This window comes from Micromonospora sp. IBSANI012, assembly GCF_052814045.1.
The window spans coordinates 5,573,416-5,592,951 of the sequence record NZ_CP199933.1 but is presented as its reverse complement, the minus strand read 5'-3'; the positions used below and the strand labels follow the sequence as shown (position 1 = coordinate 5,592,951).

The 19,536-nt window shown below is 74.8% G+C and carries 19 protein-coding genes; 11 read left to right on the top strand and 8 right to left on the bottom strand.

Features of this window, described 5'->3' with window-relative positions:
* The first annotated feature begins 327 nt into the window (after positions 1–327).
* Positions 328–1,527: a glycosyltransferase gene (locus tag ACTWM8_RS25820; protein WP_446211249.1), complete on the top strand. Its 1,200-nt coding sequence runs from the start codon at positions 328–330 to the stop codon at positions 1,525–1,527.
* A gap of 8 nt (positions 1,528–1,535) precedes the next feature.
* On the opposite strand, the gene ACTWM8_RS25815 is transcribed toward ACTWM8_RS25820, so the two are convergent.
* Genes ACTWM8_RS25815 through aroA form a run of 4 tightly spaced genes read right to left on the bottom strand, consistent with a single transcriptional unit; the run spans position 1,536 to position 5,709 of the window.
* On the bottom strand, positions 1,536–2,399 hold the full coding sequence (locus ACTWM8_RS25815) for a hypothetical protein (RefSeq protein ID WP_446214682.1): 864 nt from the start codon (positions 2,397–2,399) through the stop codon (positions 1,536–1,538).
* A gap of 60 nt (positions 2,400–2,459) precedes the next feature.
* Positions 2,460–3,278, bottom strand: a complete 819-nt coding sequence (gene hisN / locus ACTWM8_RS25810; protein WP_446211248.1) for a histidinol-phosphatase — start codon at positions 3,276–3,278, stop codon at positions 2,460–2,462.
* 25 nt (positions 3,279–3,303) lie between these two features.
* Positions 3,304–4,389 (bottom strand): ribosome small subunit-dependent GTPase A, encoded by a 1,086-nt coding sequence (gene rsgA / locus ACTWM8_RS25805; RefSeq protein ID WP_446214681.1) that lies wholly within the window; start codon positions 4,387–4,389, stop codon positions 3,304–3,306.
* 18 nt (positions 4,390–4,407) lie between these two features.
* Positions 4,408–5,709 (bottom strand): 3-phosphoshikimate 1-carboxyvinyltransferase, encoded by a 1,302-nt coding sequence (gene aroA, locus ACTWM8_RS25800; protein WP_446211247.1) that lies wholly within the window; start codon positions 5,707–5,709, stop codon positions 4,408–4,410.
* A 102-nt stretch (positions 5,710–5,811) separates the two neighbouring features.
* On the opposite strand from aroA, the gene ACTWM8_RS25795 reads away from it, so the two are divergent.
* The 5 genes from ACTWM8_RS25795 (at position 5,812) to rsrA (ending at position 9,221) form a co-directional block, all read left to right on the top strand.
* Positions 5,812–6,510 (top strand): SOS response-associated peptidase, encoded by a 699-nt coding sequence (locus tag ACTWM8_RS25795; RefSeq protein ID WP_446211246.1) that lies wholly within the window; start codon positions 5,812–5,814, stop codon positions 6,508–6,510.
* A 200-nt stretch (positions 6,511–6,710) separates the two neighbouring features.
* Positions 6,711–7,103 (top strand): WhiB family transcriptional regulator, encoded by a 393-nt coding sequence (locus ACTWM8_RS25790; protein ID WP_088979381.1) that lies wholly within the window; start codon positions 6,711–6,713, stop codon positions 7,101–7,103.
* A 158-nt stretch (positions 7,104–7,261) separates the two neighbouring features.
* A complete protein-coding gene (locus ACTWM8_RS25785) occupies positions 7,262–7,876 on the top strand; it encodes an alpha/beta hydrolase family protein (RefSeq protein WP_446214680.1) in 615 nt (204 codons plus the stop codon).
* Positions 7,877–8,113: 237 nt separating this feature from the next.
* Positions 8,114–8,932 (top strand): sigma-70 family RNA polymerase sigma factor, encoded by an 819-nt coding sequence (locus tag ACTWM8_RS25780; protein ID WP_446211245.1) that lies wholly within the window; start codon positions 8,114–8,116, stop codon positions 8,930–8,932.
* Between the two features lies 1 nt (position 8,933).
* Entirely contained in the window at positions 8,934–9,221 is a 288-nt protein-coding gene (gene rsrA / locus ACTWM8_RS25775) for a mycothiol system anti-sigma-R factor (RefSeq protein ID WP_088960472.1), read from the top strand.
* Positions 9,222–9,333: 112 nt separating this feature from the next.
* Here the strand turns inward: rsrA and ACTWM8_RS25770 are convergent, their stop codons facing one another.
* Positions 9,334–9,408 carry a 50S ribosomal protein bL37 gene (locus ACTWM8_RS25770; protein ID WP_369700219.1) on the bottom strand — a complete coding sequence of 25 codons (75 nt, stop codon included), beginning with the start codon at positions 9,406–9,408 and terminating at the stop codon, positions 9,334–9,336.
* Between the two features lie 249 nt (positions 9,409–9,657).
* Between ACTWM8_RS25770 and ACTWM8_RS25765 the strand changes: the two genes are divergently transcribed.
* Together ACTWM8_RS25765 and ACTWM8_RS25760 are read left to right on the top strand one after the other, a co-directional pair.
* Positions 9,658–9,873 carry a biotin/lipoyl-binding carrier protein gene (locus ACTWM8_RS25765; RefSeq protein ID WP_088973021.1) on the top strand — a complete coding sequence of 72 codons (216 nt, stop codon included), beginning with the start codon at positions 9,658–9,660 and terminating at the stop codon, positions 9,871–9,873.
* Positions 9,870–10,382: a GNAT family N-acetyltransferase gene (locus ACTWM8_RS25760; RefSeq protein ID WP_446211244.1), complete on the top strand. Its 513-nt coding sequence runs from the start codon at positions 9,870–9,872 to the stop codon at positions 10,380–10,382. Before ACTWM8_RS25765 ends, ACTWM8_RS25760 begins: the two co-directional genes overlap by 4 nt.
* Here ACTWM8_RS25760 and ACTWM8_RS25755 read toward each other — a convergent pair.
* Positions 10,373–10,966: a TetR/AcrR family transcriptional regulator gene (locus ACTWM8_RS25755; RefSeq protein WP_446211243.1), complete on the bottom strand. Its 594-nt coding sequence runs from the start codon at positions 10,964–10,966 to the stop codon at positions 10,373–10,375. The genes ACTWM8_RS25760 and ACTWM8_RS25755 overlap by 10 nt on opposite strands.
* A gap of 106 nt (positions 10,967–11,072) precedes the next feature.
* Between ACTWM8_RS25755 and ACTWM8_RS25750 the strand changes: the two genes are divergently transcribed.
* Positions 11,073–12,659, top strand: coding sequence for an MDR family MFS transporter (locus ACTWM8_RS25750; RefSeq protein WP_446211242.1), 1,587 nt, complete (start codon positions 11,073–11,075; stop codon positions 12,657–12,659).
* Positions 12,660–12,739: 80 nt separating this feature from the next.
* Here ACTWM8_RS25750 and ACTWM8_RS25745 read toward each other — a convergent pair whose 3' ends face one another.
* Positions 12,740–14,575, bottom strand: a complete 1,836-nt coding sequence (locus ACTWM8_RS25745; RefSeq protein ID WP_446211241.1) for a tetratricopeptide repeat protein — start codon at positions 14,573–14,575, stop codon at positions 12,740–12,742.
* A gap of 183 nt (positions 14,576–14,758) precedes the next feature.
* On the opposite strand from ACTWM8_RS25745, the gene ACTWM8_RS25740 reads away from it, so the two are divergent.
* Both ACTWM8_RS25740 and ACTWM8_RS25735 read left to right on the top strand, forming a co-directional pair.
* Positions 14,759–15,790: an SIS domain-containing protein gene (locus ACTWM8_RS25740; protein ID WP_446214679.1), complete on the top strand. Its 1,032-nt coding sequence runs from the start codon at positions 14,759–14,761 to the stop codon at positions 15,788–15,790.
* A gap of 25 nt (positions 15,791–15,815) precedes the next feature.
* On the top strand, positions 15,816–17,351 hold the full coding sequence (locus ACTWM8_RS25735; RefSeq protein WP_280835905.1) for a PAS domain-containing sensor histidine kinase: 1,536 nt from the start codon (positions 15,816–15,818) through the stop codon (positions 17,349–17,351).
* A 30-nt stretch (positions 17,352–17,381) separates the two neighbouring features.
* Here ACTWM8_RS25735 and ACTWM8_RS25730 read toward each other — a convergent pair whose 3' ends face one another.
* Positions 17,382–19,211 (bottom strand): glycosyltransferase family 39 protein, encoded by a 1,830-nt coding sequence (locus tag ACTWM8_RS25730; RefSeq protein WP_446214678.1) that lies wholly within the window; start codon positions 19,209–19,211, stop codon positions 17,382–17,384.
* Between the last annotated feature and the right edge of the window lie 325 nt (positions 19,212–19,536).

The window sequence follows — 19,536 nt, the reverse complement described above, 5'->3', positions numbered from 1 at the left end:
GGGCCGTCCCGCCCCGACACTGCCCGGGGGTGATCCCGGGCCAATCCGGCCTTTCGGGCACCCCGCTGGACGATGGCGTAAACCGATCACCCCGGACGGCCGGGTACGGGCCTCCGTCCGCCCCGCCAGACCCGCCGCGAAGGCGCCTGGGACCTGCGGAAAGTCCGGTGGCGGGGGCCTGCCGACGGCTCGCTGGCCGGGTGCCCGGAACGGCTGGCCGGCAGCGTTCCGACTGCTCCCGATCTGCCAGGTTTCGGCTCGCCGGGGCCGGGTTAATGGGACCCTCTGACCGGAGGACCATCCCTCACGAATCGCATGGAGGTGACCATGCGCGTCGGCCTCGTCTGCGCGCACGCCGGCTCGGCCCGGCATGCGGACGCCCCCACCGTCGGCACCCACGAGCACATCGCCCGGGTCGCCGCCGAGCTGGCCGGGCGCGGCCACGACGTACGGGTCTACGAGCGCCGGGACGACCCCGCCCTGCCGGAGGTCGTCGAGGTGGACGGCTACCGCCTCGAACGGGTGCCCGTCGGGCCGGCCAGGATCACGCCCACCGCCGAGCTGGTGCCGTACGTGTCGGAGTTCGGCCGGTGGCTGGCCGACCGCTGGGCCGCGGAGTGGACCCCCGAGGTGGTGCACGGGCACTACTGGATCGGTGGCCTGGCCGCCGCCCACGCGGTACGCGAGACGGACATCCCGGTCGTGCAGACCTTCCACTCCCTCGGCGTCGAGCAGCTGCGCCACCTCGGCCAGCAGTACGACGGCCCGGGGGAGCGGATCCCGCTGGAGCGGGCGCTGACCCGGGCGGTGGACATCGCGGTCGCCCAGTGCAACGACGAGGTGGACGAACTGACCCGGATGGGCCTGCAGCGCACGTCGGTGGCGATGGTCCCGGCCGGGGTGGACATCGAGCGGTTCCACCCCGACGGCGAGGCGGCCCCCCGCGACCAGCGGGCCCGCATCCTCTCCGTCGGCGGGCTGTCGCCCGGTCACGGCCAGGAGGACCTGATCCGGGCGATGCGCCTGGTGGGCGACGCCGAGCTGGTCATCGCCGGCGGCCCGCCGCCGGAGGAGCTGGCCACCCACGCCGAGGCCCGCCGGCTGCGCGAGCTGGCCGAGCGGACCGGGGTCGCCGACCAGGTGAAGCTGGTCGGGGCGGTACCGCACGACCAGATGGCCACCTGGTACCGCTCGGCCGACGTGGTCGCCTGCACCCCGCACTACTCCTCCGCCGGCCGCGTGTCGCTGGAGGCGATGGCCTGCGGCGTGCCGGTGGTCGGGTACGCGATGGGCGGCATCGCCGACGCGGTGGTCGATGAGGTCACCGGGCGGCTGGTGCCCCCGGGCGACGTCCGCACGCTGGGCGTGACGCTGCGCCGGCTGCTGGCCGACAACGCCGGGCGGTTCGCGTACGGGCACGCGGCGGTGGACCGGGTGCGGTGCAGCTACACCTGGGAACGCACCGCCAGCGCCCTGGAGCGGCTCTACGAGCGGGTGGTGCTCCGGCGCAAGCCGGTCGAAGCCTGACCGCCGGTCTAGAGCGGTGGTCGGCCGGAGCCGGCGCCGACCGCGATCCGTTCCCGCCGCCGGACGACGGCATGGTGGTGCTGTGGTTCGGCGTACCGGGTGAGCCCGATGACCGCGGCGAGGGTGACCAGGAAGCCGACCGCGGCCAGCCACTCCCGGCCCGGCCAGATCCGGTCGTTGAGCAGCAGCAGGCCGACGATCGCGGCCGGCACCGCCCCGGCGGCGTCCATCGCGGCGACGGCGGCCGTGGTGGAGCCGCGCTGCATCGCCAGCCCGAGCAGCAGCTGCCCGACCAGCGAGTGGGCGATCAGCAGGTAGAGCAGCGGGTCCTGGACGAACGCCTCGACCGTCGGCGCGGACGCCAGCGGGCGGGCGGCCACCGCGGCGGCGGAGAACGCCATCCCGGCCAGCGAGCCGAGCGCCACCGACCCGGGCGGCCCGTGCAGGCGGACGGCGAAGAAGCCGAGCACCCCGATGCCGCCCAGCGCCACCGCGAGGGCGATCAGGCCGGCGGTGCCGAGGGATTTCGACGGCGCCGGCTGGGCGGAGAGCACCAGCGCGGTGATCCCGCCGAACAGCAGCACCAGCAGGGCCACCTCCGCCTTCGGCAGCCGCCACTTGAGCACCACCACGCCCAGCACGGCGGTGACCCCCAGCCCGGCGGCCACGCTGGCCTGCACCAGGAACAACGGCAGGTCCCGGCGGGCCAGGAAGGCCAGCACGAACCCGGTCACCTGGCAGAGCAGACCGACCAGGTAGGTGCGGTGCACGGCCAGCTTCAGCAGCAGCCCCGGATCGAAGGTGTGGTGCACGGTCGTCCGGGCGGCGGCGACCGACTGCAGCATGTTGGCGAAGCCGTACGCGACGATCATGGCCGCGAGGAAGCACCAACCGGAGGACACCACCTGGCGAGGATAGAGGGTGCCCGGGGGTCAGCGCGCGGTTGGCCGACCCAGCCGGGCGAGGATGTCGGCGTGCAGCAACCCGTTGCTGGCCACCGCGCTGTGCTCTCCGGAACCGGCCCCAGCAGGGACTCCACGGCCGGACAGATCGGTGAACACGCCCCCGGCCTCGGTCACCACCGGCACCAGCGCGGCGACGTCCCAGAGCGACAACTCGGGCTCCACCATGACGTCCAGTGCACCCTCGGCCAGCAGCATGTAACCGTAGAAGTCGCCGTACGCGCGGCTGCGCCAGGTGTCCCGCATCAGCTGGAGCATCCCGTCCAGCCGGCCCGCCTCCTCCCACCCGCTGAGCGAGGAGTAGCAGAAGCTCGCGTCGGCCAGGTCGCCGACGGCGGAGACCCGGATCGGCGCGCCGGAGGCGGCGTCCGGCCCGGCGTACGCGCCCTCGCCGAGCGCGCCCCACCAGCGGCGGCCCAGCGCCGGGGCGGAGACCAGCCCGACCACGGGACGGTCCCCCTCCAGCAGCGCGATCAGGGTGGCCCAGACCGGCACCCCCCGGACGAAGTTCTTGGTGCCGTCGATCGGGTCGACCACCCAGCGCCGACCCCCCGGCCCGGCGGCCGGCTGCTCGCCGTACTCCTCGCCGAGCAGGCCGTCGCCGGGACGGCGGTCGGCCAGCAGCGCGCGGATCTCCCGCTCCACGGCGGTGTCCGCGTCGGAGACCGGGGTGAGGTCCGGCTTGGCCTCGACCCGCAGGTCGAGCGCGCGGAAGCGGGCCGTGGAGATGGCGTCGGCGGCGTCCGCGAGCTGGTGGGCGAGGGCGATGTCGTCGGCGTACCCGGTCATGGCAGGAACGGTAGCCACGCCGGGTTCAGGACCCGGCGAGCGGGTCGCCCGGATTCCGCTGGTCGGCCTCGCCGCGCGGGTCACCCTCCCCGGACCGGGAGGACAACAGCCGACGGTACGACGCCAGCCGGCGCGGATCGGCCTTGCCGGCGGCCACCCAGGCGTCCAGCGCGCAGTCCGGCGCCTCGGCGGTGTGCGGGCAGTTCGGCGGGCAGTCCACCGTCGCCTCGACCAGGTCGGCGAAGCCGTGCAGCAGGCTCTCCGCCGAGACGTGGGCGAGCCCGAAGCTGCGTACCCCGGGGGTGTCGATGATCCAGCCGGGGTCGCCGTCGACGCCCGGCGCGGGCGGTAGCCGCAGCGCCACGGCGCTGGTGGAGGTGTGCCGGCCCCGGCCGATCGCGCTGACCACGCCGACGGCCCGGGCGGCCTCCGGCACCAGGCGGTTGACCAGCGTCGACTTGCCCACCCCGGAGTGCCCGACCATGACCGAGACCCGGCCGGCGAGCAGCGCCCGCAGCGCGTCGAGGTCGGAGTCCGGGCGGACCAGCACGTACGGCAGTTCCAGCTCGGTGTAGTAGCCGAGCACCTGCTCGGGTCCGGCCAGGTCGGCCTTGGTCAGGCAGAGCAGCGGCTCGATGCCGGCGTCGTACGCGGCCACCAGGCAGCGGTCGATGAAGCCGGTGCGCGGTGGCGGGTCGGCCAGCGCGCTGACGATCACCAGCTGGTCGGCGTTGGCGACCACGACCCGTTCCAGCCGCCCCTCGGCGGTGGTCGCGTCGTCCTCGGCGGTCCGCCGCAGCACCGAGCGCCGCTCGGCGATCCGGACGATCCGGGCCAGCGCGCCGGCCGCCCCGGAGGTGTCCCCGACCAGGCCCACCTGGTCGCCCACCACCACCGACTTGCGCCCCAGCTCCCGGGCCCGCATCGCGGTCACCGTGTCGTCGGCGTCGGCGCCGGCCAGCACGCAGGTGTAGCGGCCCCGGTCGACGGCGATCACGAAGCCGTCGACCGCGTCGGCGTGCCGGGGCCGGGTGCGGGTGCGTGGACGCGAGGATTTTCCGGGCCGGACCCGTACGTCGTCCTCGTCGTACTCCCGCCGTCTGGTCGCCAGGACCGCCCCCTCTACGCCTCAGCTCTTGCCGGTCACCATTGCCGACCATAGTGCCGGGAACTCGGGCATGGTCTTGGAGGTACACGCCACGTCGTCCACCTCGATGCCGGGAACGGCCAGCCCGGCCACCGCGGCGGCGTGCGCCATCCGGTGGTCGGCGTAGGTGCGGAACGTGCCGCCGCGCAGCGGGCGGGGCCGGATCTCCAGACCGTCGGAGGACTCGGTCAGGTCGGCGCCGAGCGAGGCGAACTCGCGGGCCAGGGCGGCGATCCGGTCGGTCTCGTGGCCGCGGATGTGCGCGATGCCGGTGAACCGGGACGGGGAGTCGGCCAGCATGGCCAGCGCGGTCAGCGCCGGGGTCAGCTCGCTGACGTCGGAGAGGTCGGCCTCCAGGCCGTGCACCGTGCCGGTGCCGCGCACGGTCAGCCCGGCGGTGCCGAGCGTCACCTCGCCGCCCATCCGGTGCAGCAGCGAGCGGAGCTGCTCGACCGGCTGCGCGCTGCTGCGCGGCCAGCCCTGCAACGTCACCTCACCGCCGGTGACCAGCGCGGCGGCGAAGAACGGGACCGCGCCGGAGAGGTCCGGCTCGATCTCCCAGCCGCGCCCGGCCAGCGGGCCGGGCTCGACCACCCAGACGTCCGGGACGCTGTCGTCGACCGCGGCGCCGGCCGCCCGCAGCATCTGCACGGTCATCCGCAGGTGCGGCGCGGAGGGAACGGGCGGGCCCTGGTGGCGCACCACCACGCCCCGGTCGAAGCGCGCGCCGGCGAGCAGCAGGCCGGAGACGAGCTGGCTGGAGGCGGAGGCGTCGATCACCACCTCGCCGCCGGCGACCCGGCCGGTGCCCTGCACCGTCAGCGGCAGGCTGCCGGCGGCCGGGGCCTCGACGCGTACGCCGAGCGAGCGCAGCGCGCCGATCAGCGGGCCGAGCGGGCGGACCCGGGCCTGCGGGTCGCCGTCGAAGGTGACCCGTCCCTCGGCCAGGCCGGCGACCGGCGGCGCGAAGCGCATCACCGTGCCGGCCAGCCCGACGTCGACGTGGGCCGGACCGACCAGCCGGTGCGGCCGGACCAGCCAGCGCTCGTCGTCGGAGATCGACATGTGCGCGCCCATCGCCCGCAGCCCGCCGGCCATCAGCTCGGTGTCCCGCGCGCGCAGCGGCCCGTGCAGGGTCGACGGACCACTGGCCAGGGCACTGAGCACCAGCGCCCGGGCGGTCATCGACTTGGAGCCGGGCAGGCGCAGCGTCGCGGCAACCGGATCGCTGGCGGTCGGTGCGGTCCACGGCTGCGGTGGCCGGGTCGCGGTCGGATTCCCCACGGTTACATTCTGCCAAGCTCGCCGGCCGGTGGAGCCGGCCGTCGGTCCTACTCCCGGTTGGCGGGACAGCCGGGAAGCCGGCGGGGCGTTAGCGTGTGCGCCATGTGCGGGAGGTACGCCACGACCCGGAGCGCCGGTGACCTGAGCGCGCTGTTCGAGTCGTACGACGACACCGACGGCCGGCTCGCGCCCGACCACAACGTCGCGCCGACCGACCCGGTGCCGGTCGTGCGGATGGACGCCGAGGCCGGCCGGGTGCTGTCGGCCGGGCGCTGGGGCCTGGTGCCGCACTGGTCCCGCTCGGCGGCCGGCGCCGCCCGCATGATCAACGCCCGGGTCGAAACGGTCGCCACCAGCCGCGCGTACGCCGACCCGTTCGCCCGCCGGCGCTGCCTGGTCCCCGCCGACGGCTGGTACGAGTGGGTGCGCCGCCCCGCCGGCGGCAAGCAGCCCTACTACATGACCCCCCGCGACGGCTCCGTGCTGGCGTTCGCCGGCATCTGGTCGCGCTGGGAGTCGCTGCTCACCTTCAGCGTGCTCACCACCGCGGCGGTGGGGGAGCTGGCCGAGGTGCACGACCGGATGCCGCTGCTGCTGCCCGCCGACCGCTGGGCGGCCTGGCTCGGGCCGGTCGACGACCCGGCCACGCTGCTCGCCCCGCCGCCGGTCGACTGGCTCGCCGGTCTGGAGATCCGGCCGGTGGGTCCGGCGGTGGGCGACGTGCGCAACGACGGGCCGGGGTTGATCGAGCGGGTGCCGCTGCCCGAGGAGCGGGTCGAGGGGGAAATGACGCTTTTCTGAACGCGATTCGCGACATTGTCGCGTACGAATTGCCAGAGTTCCGGGCGAAATTTCGCTCGGATCTTCAGTCATCTTTGTGCACAGCCCCTTGTCTCCGCGTCCACGGGTGCGATAGAACACAGCGCCGGCACTGGGAGCGTCTTCGCGCGGTGCGAACGATGCCCGTCGATCTTGCCGGTCCCACGGGGGAGGTGGGTGTGATGACCCGGGCGCGTATGCCCCGACCGCACGAGGTGGCCGCCGCACGACGAGATCCGCGACTGTTGCGGGCGTTGCGCGAACGCCGCCAGGACGAGGCCTGGCGGACCAGAGGAACCTGCCAGAGCGTCGATCCGGAAACGTTCTTTCCGGCGCCCAACGAACCGGCCGACGCCGCCGTCGCGCTCTGCCGCAGTTGCGACGTGCAGGGCTCGTGCCTGGCCTGGGCGCTGGAGGTCGGCGACTGCCACGGTGTCTGGGGTGGCACCACGCCGCGCGAGCGGCGGGCCATGCTGGTCGCCTGGCGCAGCGAGGTGCAGCCGGATCCGGACGCCGCGGACGACGCCGGCCCGCCGGTGCGCGACCGCCTGCTCACGCTGGTGCCGCTGAGCTGAGCCCGCACCCGCCCGCCACGGCACCGCTCGTCGACTGAGCCGGCCGGGATCGCCCACCGTCGGGCGTCCCGGCCGGCCAGGCCGGCCTGGCCGCCGTGCCGGGCGTCTTTGCCGGCCTGGTCGCCGTGCCCGGCGAGCCGGCGGCGCAGAATGGGCCGGTGCCGCACCGCGACGAGATCGACACTCCACGGGGCCCGGCCCGGGTCGAGACCGACCTGCCGGCCGGCCCGCCGGTCGCCCTGCTCGTGCTCGGGCACGGGGCGGGCGGCGACGTGGACGCCCCCGACCTGCTCGCGGTCCGGGACGCGGCCGTCGGCGCGGGGGTGGCGGTGGCGCGGGTGACCCAGCCGTACCGGGTGGCCGGGCGGCGGGCGCCGGCACCGGCCGGGCACCTCGACGAGGCGTGGACGGCGGTGGTCGCCGGGCTGCGTACCGGGCATCCGGACGTGCCGCTGCTGGTCGGCGGGCGGTCCAGCGGTGCCCGGGTGGCCTGCCGTACCGCGACGGCCGTGGGTGCGACCGGGGTCGTCGCGCTGGCCTTCCCGCTGCACCCGCCGGGCCGGCCGGAGCGGTCCCGCGCGGCGGAGCTGCTGACCGGGCTGCCCACCCTGGTGGTCAACGGCGACCGCGATCCCTTCGGCGTGCCCGACGCCGACGCCTCGGTCCGCGTGGTGGTCCGCCCCGGCGAGCGTCACGACCTGCGCAAGGACCCGGCGGCCGTGGCCACGGCCGTGCTGGCCTGGCTCCGCGAGCGGGGCTGGGCGCTGCCCTGAGCCACGGCGGGTAGCCGCCCCGCCCGGCGAGCGTGACCGGCGCGGCGCAGGGTCGTTGCATCGGATGGTGCCGGCCGCCCGATCCGGGCGACGGCACCTCCCTCCCAGGCCCTTCCTGGTCCCAGCGTCGGTCTTCGCCGAGGCCGGGACCAGGAACGGGGGCGGCCGGCGGAATGTCCGGACCCCGACCGGGCGTTACCACCACCGGAGCGACACATCTGGCGAGGGGGGTGACCGGTGCCGACCGAGACACGGAGCCGGGAACGGGACGAACGGGAAGCGCGGCAGCTCCGGCAGCTGCTGGGCGGACCGGACTGGCCCGCGACGGTGGGCGGCACGGCGGTGGTGAGGGCGGGCACACCCGGCGGAACCGAATCTGCCGGCAGGTCCGGACGCGTATCCTCGGCGGGGAAGCATCCGACGCGAGGGGATGTGCGGTTGACCACCGAGAAGACGGACGAGCGCAGGGCCCGCTTCGAGCGGGACGCGATGCCCTTCGTCGACCAGCTCTACGCTGCCGGGTTGCGGATGACACGCAACCCCGCGGATGCCGAGGACCTGGTCCAGGAGACATACCTGAAGGCGTACGCCGCCTTCCACCAGTTCGAGCAGGGCACGAACCTGAAGGCCTGGCTCTACCGGATCCTGACCAACACCTACATCAACTCCTACCGCAAGCGGCAGCGCCAGCCCATCCAGGCGCCCACCGACGAGATCACCGACTGGCAGCTCGCCGAGGCCGAGTCGCACACCTCCAGCGGTCTGCGGTCGGCCGAGACCGAGGCGCTGGACCGGCTGCCGGACAGCGACGTCAAGGAGGCCCTCCAGCAGCTGCCGGAGGAGTTCCGCCTGGCGGTCTACCTGACCGACGTCGAGGGGTTCTCCTACAAGGAGGTCGCCGACATCATGGGTACGCCGATCGGCACCGTGATGTCCCGGCTGCACCGGGGTCGTCGTAATCTGCGGAAGCTGCTCGAGCGCTACGCCGCGGAGCGCGGTTTCAGCTCCGCGCAGTCCTCGAAGGGCTCGACCGCCGCTGCCGGCCGGGAGGTGTGACGTGAGCTGTGGAGAGCCGCACGAGACGGACTGCCGTGAGGTACTCGCGGAGGTCTACCTCTACCTCGACCTGGAGTGCGGGGAGGAACGGCGCACGCTGATCCGCCACCACCTCGACGAGTGCGGGCCCTGCCTGCGCGAGTACGGCATCGAGCAGGAGGTGAAGGCGCTCGTCGCCCGCTGCTGCGGCAACGAGACCGCCCCCGACCAGCTGCGCGAGCGGCTGCGGATCCGCCTGACCGAGCTGGTGGTCTTCGAGACGACCGAGTCGCGCGAACTGGCCGACTGAACGTACGCGGAACACGACGGTGGCCCGGGTCGATTCGACCCGGGCCACCGGTCTGTCCGGCCCCGGTGGGCCGGCGGAGCTGATCGCGACGGCGGCTGCCCGCCGGGCGTGATCAGGAGTTGGGGCGCTTGCCGTGGTTCGCGCCGCTCTTCTTACGGGCCTTCTTCTTGCGGGCCTTCTTCGCCATGGTGAACCTCCTCGTGATGGTCGGATCCCTGCTGCGGCGACCCTCGGCGCCGGTGCACGCACCGGTCCTCCCGGCGCCAGGGTCCGACCCGCTGATGCTAGTGCGGCCGGTACCCGCCATCCTCCGCCGGGGCGGCCGGAGCGCGCGGCGTTTCCGGTCGTGGACGTGGCGCCGCCCGCTCCCCGCCCATCGCGTGCCGCCGCGTGATTGGATACGTCCGCAGGCAATCGCGAGAGGGAGGGCCGGGAGATGGCCGAGGAGATCCGTGCCGAGATGGTGGCCAACGTCTGGAAGGTCGTCGCGTCGGCCGGGGACACCGTGTCCGAGGGGGACACGCTCGTGATCCTGGAGTCGATGAAGATGGAGATCCCCGTCGTCGCCGAGTCCGACGGCGTGGTCAAGCAGCTCGCCGTCAACGAGGGCGACGTCGTGCAGGACGGTGACCTGATCGCGGTGATCGATTGACCGGCCTGCTGGTCCGCCCGGCGACCCCGGCCGACTTCGCCGCGGTCGCCCGGCTGACGGTGGCCGCGTACGAGGCGGACGGGCAGCTCAAGGGCGAGCACGGGTACGCCGAGGTGCTCGCCGACGTGACGCACCGGGCGACCCACGGCGAGGTGCTGGTGGCCGTGGACGAGGCGACCGGCGAGGTGCTCGGCTCGGTGACCTTCGTGCTGCCCGGCAGCCCGTACGCGGAGCTCTCCGGTCCCGGCGAGGCGGAGTTCCGGATGCTCGCCGTGGATCCGGCGGCCCAGGGTCGGGGTGCCGGGGCGGCGCTGGCCCGGGCCTGCGTCGACCGGGCCGCCGCGCTGGGCTGCGCGGCGGTGGTGATCTGCGTACGCGGTGGGTTCGCCGCGCCGGCGCACCGGCTCTACGAGCGGATGGGCTTCGTCCGGCTGCGCGAGAAGGACTGGTCGCCGGTGCCCGGGGTGGACCTGCTGGGCCTGCGGCTGGAGCTGACCGGTCAGTCCTGAGCCGCGTCCGGCTCCGGCTCACCGATCCCGGCGAGCAGCTCGTCGGCGACCTCCAGCGCGATCCTCTTGCGCTCCTGGTCGGTGATGTGCGGGGTGCGCACGGCGAACCAGCTGCTGTGCACCGCGAAGAGGGTCAGGGCCGCGCGCAGCTGCGCGGCGGGTGACTTGTCGCCCTGGCACAGCTGGTCGGCGAGGCCCAGCATCCGCTCGCGCATCTGCATGCCGGCGGAGAGGCTCTTCAGCACGGTCTGGTTCTGCTCGAAGAACCGCATCACCGAGGGCTGCTCGCTGGCGAACATCATGTCGGCGTACTTGTTCAGCAGCGCCCGCCGGGTGGCCCGGGTGGGCGGCTGCGACCGGGCCCAGGCGATCAGCTCGTCGATCCGCCGCACGCGGTCCTCGACCAGGCTGTTGACGATCTCGTCCTTGCTCTTGAAGTGGTAGTACAGCGCCGCCTTGGTGACGTTGAGCCGCTCGGCGATCTCCCGAAGCGAGGTCCGCTCGTACCCCTGCTCGGTGAAGAGCTCCAGCGCGACGGCCTGGATACGCTCGCGCGTGCCGCCTGTGCTCTCCCTCACCTGCACCACCCAACTCGCTTGACGGTCTCTCGCTGTCCAACTTACCGTGCGGCTAGTAAGGTAACTAGCCGGGCGGCAAGTAAGTGCGTCACTTCTCCGGGGGAGCTTACCCATGAGTCAGGAAAGCCAGACGGCGGCGAGACCCAACATCAGGGTCGTGCTGTTCGGCCTGATGATCGCGATGATGCTCGCGATGCTCGACAACATGATCGTCAGCACCGCGCTGCCGCGGATCGTCGGCGAGTTCGGCGGCCTCGACCACTTCACCTGGGTCGTCACCGCGTACGTCCTGGGCACGACGGTCTCCACCCCGATCTGGGGCAAGCTCGGCGACCTGTACGGGCGCAAGGCGGTCTTCCTGACCTCGGTGGTCATCTTCCTGGTCGGCTCCGCGCTCTGCGGGATGGCCGGCTCGGACATGCTCGGCGGCCCCGGTGACGGCATGGTCGAGCTGATCGCGTTCCGCGCGGTGCAGGGCCTGGGCGCGGGTGGCCTGATGGTCGGCGTGATGGCGATCATCGGTGACCTGGTGCCGCCCCGCGAGCGCGGCCGCTACCAGGGCATGATCGCCGGCATCATGGCCATCGCCATGGTGGCCGGCCCGCTGGTCGGCGGCTTCATCACCGACAACCTCTCCTGGCGCTGGGCGTTCTACGTCAACCTGCCGCTGGGCGGTGTCGCGCTGCTGGTGCTGGCCACCACCATGCACCTGCCGAAGTACCGGACCGAGCACAAGATCGACTGGCTGGGCGCCGCCCTGCTCTCGGTCGGCATCACCGCGATCGTCCTGCTCACCACCTGGGGTGGCAACGAGTACGACTGGGCCTCCCCGCAGATCCTCGGCCTGGCGGTGCTCGCCGCGGTGGCGCTGGTCGCCTTCGGCCTCGTCGAGCGCCGGGTTCCCGAGCCCATCCTGCCGCTGGGGCTCTTCGCCAACCGCAACTTCGCGCTGATCTCGGTGATCGGCTTCCTGCTCGGCTTCGCGATGTTCGGCGCGATGAACTTCCTGCCGCTCTACCAGCAGACCGTGCAGGGCGCCTCGGCCACCAACAGCGGCCTGCTGCTGCTCCCGCTGATGTTCGGCATGCTGGTGGTCTCGCTGGTGGTCGGCCGGGCGATCACCAAGACCGGCCGGTACCGGATCTTCCCGATCGTCGGCGGCGTGGTGATGACCGCCGGCATGTTCCTGCTCAGCCGTCTCGACGTGGACACCGGCAAGGCCGAGTCCTCGCTCTACATGGTCGTGCTCGGCGTCGGCATGGGCTTCCTGATGCAGACCTCGATGCTGATCGCGCAGAACAGCGTCGAGCAGAAGGACCTCGGCGCGGCCAGCGGCGCGGCCACCTTCTTCCGCTCCATCGGCGGCTCGTTCGGCATCTCGCTCTTCGGCGCCATCTTCGCCAACCGGCTCGCCGACTCCGCCGCAGGCAGCGCGTTCAGCGCCGGCACCGGCGAGGGCGGGGGGATGGACCTGGAGAAGCTCAAGGAGCTCCCGGCCCAGGCGCGCGAGCTGGTGCTCGGCGGCCTCTCCGGCGCGATCTCCCACGTGTTCCTGTGGGCGGTGCTCTTCACCGTCGTGGTGCCGGTGCTCGCCTGGTTCATCAAGGAGGTTCCGCTGCGGTCGTCCAACGACGCCCCGCCGGCCGCGACCCCGGAGGAGCAGGCCGAGACCGCCCTCGGCAAGGCCCCGGTGGCCTGACCCGCTCCGTCGCGGCCGCGTCGTCCCCTTCCCGGGGTACGACGCGGCCGCGCCGCTTTCCCGACCCCGCCCGGGTGGGGTCAGGGGCGGCGGAAGGCGCGGGCCAGGCGGGCGCGGAGGCGGGCCAGCAGCCCCGGGCGGCGCGACGGTGGCACCGTCGCGGCGGCGACGATCCGCTCGGCGAGCACGGTGGTCGCCTCGTCCAGGGCCGGGGTGGCCAGCGCCAGGTGGGCCAGCGAGGTGGCGATCGGCACCGGCCGGTCCCGGGCCACCTCCGCCGCGTCCGCGAGCCGCTCGGCGACGACCTGGGCCACGTCGGGGCGTACCGCGGGGTCGACCCAGGCGGCGGTCACCAGGGCGAACAGTGCCGCCTCGGTGATCCAGTCCTCCACACCCCAGACCAGCTCGACCAGCACCCGGCGCCGGGTCGAGTCCGCCCACGGCTCGTCGGTGCGGTGATGCAGCAGGCCGAGGCAGGCCCAGACCTGCACGCACCGCACCCAGAGCGACGGGTCCTGCCCGGTCAGCACCCGCCCCAGCGCGGTCGCGGGCGCCTCGGGCGGATGCACCAGCAGCCCCAGCAGGTCGCCCAGCTCCAGGGTGGCCAGCCCCACCGCGGCGTCGTACGCGGCCGGTGGGTGGGGCCAGGCGGGATGCGCCAGGTGGCGGACCCGGTCCGCCGCGTCGGCGGAGGGGACCGGCAGGGTGGGCGCGGCGGTGCTGCCGTCGTAGCGCCAGAGCTGGCAGGTGGTGGCCCGGCGAGGCTCCCGCGGATCCGGGTCGGCGACGCCGGTGACCTCGACGTCGAGGCCCGGCACGGCCGCCGCCACGGTACGCATCGCGCTCGGCGGCTCGACGGCGGCCAGCCGTACCGAGGCGCCGGGCGTGCCGTCGGCGGCCAGGGCGCGGCGGAGCGCGTCGACCATCGCGCCGGCCGCCGGGGTGACCTGCCCGAGCCAGGGCCGGCCCCGGCAGCACTCGGCCAGGTCGCCGTGCTCGTGGCTGTCGTCGGGATGGTCCCGGACGAAGTCGGCGAGGGCGACCAGGTGCGCCACGTCCCCGTCGCGCAGGTAGCGCAGCCGGTGCGCGGTGTGCACGGCGCAGTCGAACGTCGGGTCGCGGGCCAGGGCCCGGTCGATCCACTCCAGCGCCGCGTCCAGCCGGCCGGTGTCGGCCAAGGTGCCGGCGATGTCCGCGTACACGGCGAGGTCGTCGGGATCGTGGTCGACGGCCCGTTCCAGGGCGGCCAGGGCGTCCCGGGTCCGGCCCGCGCTGCGGTACGCGTACCCGAGCCACACCTCGCCGAGTTTGGTCGGCTCGGCGCGTACCCCCCGGCTGGCCCAGGTGACGGCGAGGGGGACCTCGCCGAGGCGCCGGGCCAGCGCGGACGCTGCGCCCAGCAGCAGCGCGTGGCGCGGATGCGCGGCCACCGCGTTGCGGGCCAGGGTGAGGTACGGCAGCAGCGGCGGCCGGCCGGGCCGGGGCACCGGGTCGGGCACGGCGGCGCAGACCTGCATCAGGATCCGGGCGGCGCGTTCCGGGTCGAGCCGTCGTGCCAGTTCGGGGGCGCTCACCCAGGGCACGCCGGCCCAGTCGACGCCGGGTGCGTGCCCGGTGGCGGCGACCAGCAGGTCGAGCCCCTCGGCCGGGCGCCCGGCGGCGGCGAGCAGGTGGGCGCGGGCCACCACCGCGCCGACGAAGACCCGCTGGCCGAGCGGGAAGAGCTCCAGGTCGCCGCCGGAGGCCGCCGCGATGCGGGCCAGCGTCTCGTGCACCTCGGGCAGGGTCGGGGCCTGGACGATGGCGGCGGCGAGGTGACCGGCGGCGTGCGGCAGGTCGCCCTCGTCGAGCGCCAGCCGGGCCAGCGCGAGCTCCTCCGCGGCGGACAGCACGGGTTCGTCAGGTCCCTCCGACACGTCGGCCTCTCGCTCGCAGTTCCAGGGCTGGGCAAGCCTAGGGGATGACGCGCCGATCTGGTGATCCACTGCGCATTCCTGCTCGTGCGATTGCTCAGACGCGAGCAATAGTGCAAGACTGAGCATGAAACGCGCGGCAATCGCGCAGTGGGAGGAGCTTCCGTGACGCGTCCAGGGGCCGGGATGGCCGCCGACATCGACGAGCAGCCGGCCGGTTACGCCCGGTTGCTCACCGCCGAGCACGCCGGGGCGATCGCCCGCGTCGCGGCGGTGATCGCGCAGCGGCGGCCCCGGCACGTGGTCTTCACCGCCCGGGGCACCTCCGACCACGCCGCGCTCTACGGGGCGTACCTGACCGAGATCCGGCTCGGTCTGCCGGCCGGACTCGCCTCGCCGAGCGTGGTCACCCTCTACGGGGCGCGCCCCGACCTCTCCGACGCCCTGGTCGTCGGGGTCAGCCAGAGCGGCGGGTCGCCCGACCTCACCGAGGTGCTGCGCGCCGCCCGCGACGCCGGGGCGCTCACCCTGGCGGTCACCAACGCCCCCGGCTCGCCGCTGGCCGAGACCGCCGAGCTCTCCGTCGACATCGCCGCCGGGCACGAGCGGGCGGTCGCCGCGACCAAGACGTACACCGCCGAGCTGCTGGCCCTGCTGATGCTGGTCGAGGGCGTCCGGGCCGGCGACGGGGTGCTCCCCGCCGACGAGCGGGCCGCGCTGGACGCCCTGCCCGGGCTGGCCGAGCGCACCCTGACCGACCCCACCCCGGCCCAGCTCGCGCCGCGCTACCGCTTCGCCGGGCAGCTCGTCACCACCGGCCGGGGGTACGCGTACCCCACCGCCCGGGAGGCCGCGCTGAAGCTGATGGAGACCTCCTACCTGCCCGCGCTCGCCTTCTCCGGCGCCGACCTGCTGCACGGCCCGCTGGCGATGACCGACCCGGACGTGCCGGTGCTGGCCGTGGTCGGCTCCGGCCCCGGCGGCCGGTCGATGGAGGAGGTGCTGCCCCGGCTCGGCGAGCGCCGCGCCGACGTGGTGGTGGTCGGCTCCGCCGCGGTCGAGGGGGCCACCCGGATGGCCGTGCCCGAGGTCGACGAGCGGTACGCCCCGCTGCTGGACATCCTGCCCCTGCAGCGGCTGGCGCTGTCGCTGGCGCTGGCCCGGGGCGAGGACCCGGACGCCCCGCGCGGGCTGAAGAAGGTCACCGCGACGAGGTGAGGCTCGGCGTGGCACGCTGTGTCTCGTGTCCACGCTGCGCGACCTCGCCGAGGAGCACACCCAGCTCCGGCCGGCCGACATCGACCACCTGCACCGGATCGCGGGGGACTGGCAGCTGCTGTCCGACCTCTCCTTCGCCGACCTGCTGCTGTGGGTGCCGGTGGACGGCGACGGGACGTTCCTCTGCGTGGCCCAGGTCCGCCCGACGACCGCCCCCACCGCGTACCTCGACGACCAGGTGGGGCGGATCGTCGGCGGGCCGGAGGTGGCGCACCTGGAGGTCGCCTACCGGCAGGGCCGGATCTGGCGGGAGGGCGACCCGGTCTGGTACGGCGACGTGCCCGCCCGGCACGAGGCGATCCCGGTCCGGCTGCGCGCCGCCGACGGTGAGTCCGGTGAGGTGGTCGCCGTGGTGGGCCGGGACACCAACCTCTCCACCGCCCGTACGCCCAGCCAGCTGGAGCTGAACTACCTCACCACCGCCGACGACCTGGCCCAGATGACCGCCGACGGCACCTTCCCGCCGCCCCGGCACCCGGGTGAGACCACCTCGGCGCCCCGGGTCGGCGACGGCCTGGTCCGGCTGGACGCCAATGGCAAGGTCACCTACGCCAGCCCGAACGCGCAGTCGGCGTACCGGCGGCTGGGCTACGCCTCCCACCTGGTGGGGGAGGACCTGGCCAAGCTGCACCGGCGGCTGGCCAGCGACCCGCTGGAGGGGACCGACGCGGCCAACGGCGTGCTCGCCGCGCTGCGTGGCGAGGCCCCGCCCCGGCGGGAGATCGACGCCCGGGGCGCCACCATGCTCACCCGGTCGCTGCCGCTGATGCCGGCCGGCGTGCCGATCGGCGCGCTGGTGCTGGTCCGCGACATCACCGAGGTACGCCGCCGCGACCGGGCGCTGATCACCAAGGACGCCACCATCCGGGAGATCCACCACCGGGTGAAGAACAACCTCCAGACCGTCGCCGCGCTGCTGCGCCTCCAGGCCCGCCGGGTGTCCATGCCCGAGGCCCGGGTGGCGCTGGAGGAGTCAGTACGCCGGGTCGCCTCGATCGCCCTCGTCCACGAGACGCTCTCCATGTCCAGCGACGAGGCGGTCGAGTTCGACGGAATCGTCGACCGGGTGGCCAGCGCCGCCACCGAGGTCGCGGCGACCGAGGTGAGCGTCGGCATGCGCCGCAAGGGCAGCTTCGGCGTCCTGCCCGCCGAGATCGCCACCTCGCTGGTGATGGTCCTCAACGAGCTGCTGCTCAACGCCGTGGAGCACGGCTTCCCGCCGGCCGGTGAGGACGGCGCCGCCGGCCCGGAGGGCGGCGCCGCGCCGCAGGTGGTGGTCACCGCGCACCGGTTCCGCAAGCAGTTGCACGTCTCGGTCGCCGACAACGGGCGCGGCCTGCCAGCCGAGTTCGACGCCGAGCGCGGTGGCCGGCTGGGCCTGCAGATCGTCCGGGCGCTCGTCACCGGGGAGCTGCGCGGCAGCATCGAGCTGCGGCCCGGCGTGGCCGGCGGCACCGAGGCCGTGCTGGTCGTGCCCCTGGCCCGCGGGGAGCGCGGCTAGCCGCGTGCTGGTCGTGCCCTCGGCCCGCGGCTAGCCGCGGGCGGTGAGCAGGGCGACGGTGACGCCGGGCCGCTGCCACACCTGGCCGACGGTGAAGCCCGCCCGCAGCGCGTCCCCCTTGGCGCCGGGCACCGCCGCCAGTGGATCGGGTCGCCGGCCGGCGACCACCAGCCACACCCGCCGTACCCCGGCCAGGCACTCGGCCGGCCGGGCGCACTCGGTGGCCCAGAGGTCCGCGCGCTGCCGCTGGTCGCGGACCACCAGCACGTCGCGCGGCCGCGCTTCGCCCAGGTGGTACGCCAGCCCGAGGTCGAGGAAGAGCCAGCCGTCCCGGGGGTGGACGACGACCGCGTCGCCGGGCTGCTGGCCGGCCGCGACGATCCGCGCCGCACCCCGGTAGTCGACGGTCGCGCTGCGCGGCCAGCCGTGCGTCTGCCGCAGCGCCGCCTGGTCGGGCATGCCGAGCAGCCCGGCGAGCACCACGACCGCGAGCGCCCCCGACACCGACGCCAACGCTGCCGGCACCGACGCCCATGCCGCCGACGCCGACGCCGATGCCGCTGGGCCGGCGGCCGTGGCCCGGGCCGACGCGTCCGGCCCGCGCTGCTCTGCCGGCGGGTCGGCTGTCGGTGCGCTGGCCAGCGCCGCGCCGGCGAGCACGCTCGCGAAGGGCACCGTGAAGACCAGGTAGCGGGGCACCCAGAGGGCCACCACCAGCGCGCCGACGAAGACCAGCAGCACCGGCAGGAGCACGCAGAGCCCGGGCAGCAGCGCCCGGCGACCTGCCCGGACCGCGCCGAGGGCGGCCAGCCCGACCAGCAGGCCACCCACCACCGAACTCTGCGCCACCCCGCCGGGCAGCGCCGCCAGGTCGGCCAGCCGCGCCGGTTCGACCCAGTCGAGCTGGCGGGAGCGCTGCCCCCGGGCGGTGAGCAGCAGCGGGGTGAGCAGGGCGAGCGCCGGCAGCACGGCGAGCACCCAGCGCACCGGCAACCGCCCGTCCCGACCGTCCGCCGTTCCGTTCCGGTCGTGCACCGTTTCGTTCGCGCCGTGCGCCGTCCCGTTCCGGTCGTGCACCGTCCCGCTCGGGCCGTGCGCCGTCCCGTTCTGCTCGGGCGCCGTCCCGTTCCGGCGGTCCGCCGTCCCGTTCTGATCGTGGGCCGGGGCGGGTGGGACGTCGGTCGGGCCCTGGTCCGCCGGGCCGGCGGGCGGCGGGTCGAGGCCGGGCGCTGGTGCGGGCGGTGGGGCGAGGCCGGCCGCCGCGGGCCCACGCCACCAGGCGACCAGCACCACCGCGGCGTGCGCGGCCAGCAGGGTGAGCGCCAGCAGGTGGGTCGGGCCGAGCGCGGCGACGGCGGCCGCGTATCCGGCCCAGCGGGTCCACCCGGGCCGGCGCAGCGCCGCGACCAGCAGCAGGGTGGCCAGCACCGCGAAGAGGCTGGCCAACGCATAGGGGCGGGCCTCCTGGGCGTACCGGGAGGTGCCGGGAAGGACCGCGAAGAGCAGGCCGGCGAGCAGGCCGGCCCGCGTCCCCAGCAGCCACCTGCCGAGTACGGCGGTGAGCCCGGCCGCCCCGGCCATGGCCAGCGCCGAGGGCAGCCGCAGCGCCGTCGCCGAGTCCCCGAAGATCCGGACCCAGCCGTGCATGAGCAGGTAGTACGGCCCGGTGGCGGCGTCCACGGTTCCGGTGAGCCGGAGCAGGTCACCCAGCGGCCGGGTGGCGGCACTCCAGGTGGCCAGCTCGTCCCGCCAGGGCTGGGCGTGGCCGATGCCGTAGAGCCCGACGACCAGCGTGGCCAGCAGGGGCGGCAGCCAGACGAGCCGCGCCCACCCCTCCACCGCATGCCGCTTTCCGGACATACTGCCCACGCGCCGAGCGTCCCACACCGCGCCGGGCCACGCTGCCACAGCGGCCCCGCCGCCGTGCTGCCCATCCCCACGAACACGGCCAGAGCTTCACCGCTGTCCGGCGCAGCTCGACCGGACGCCTGGTGCTGGCCCTGGGGAGTTTGGCCGGACGCCCGGCGTCGGCCCTGGCAAGCGTGCCTGGATGCCAGCGTTGGCCCGTAGCTTGATCGGACGCCTGGTGCTGGCACTGGGAAGCTTGGCCGGAAGCCCGGCGCTGGCCCTGGGAAGCGTGGCTGGGTGCCTCGTGCGGGCCCTTTCGAGCCGATGTCGTAGACGA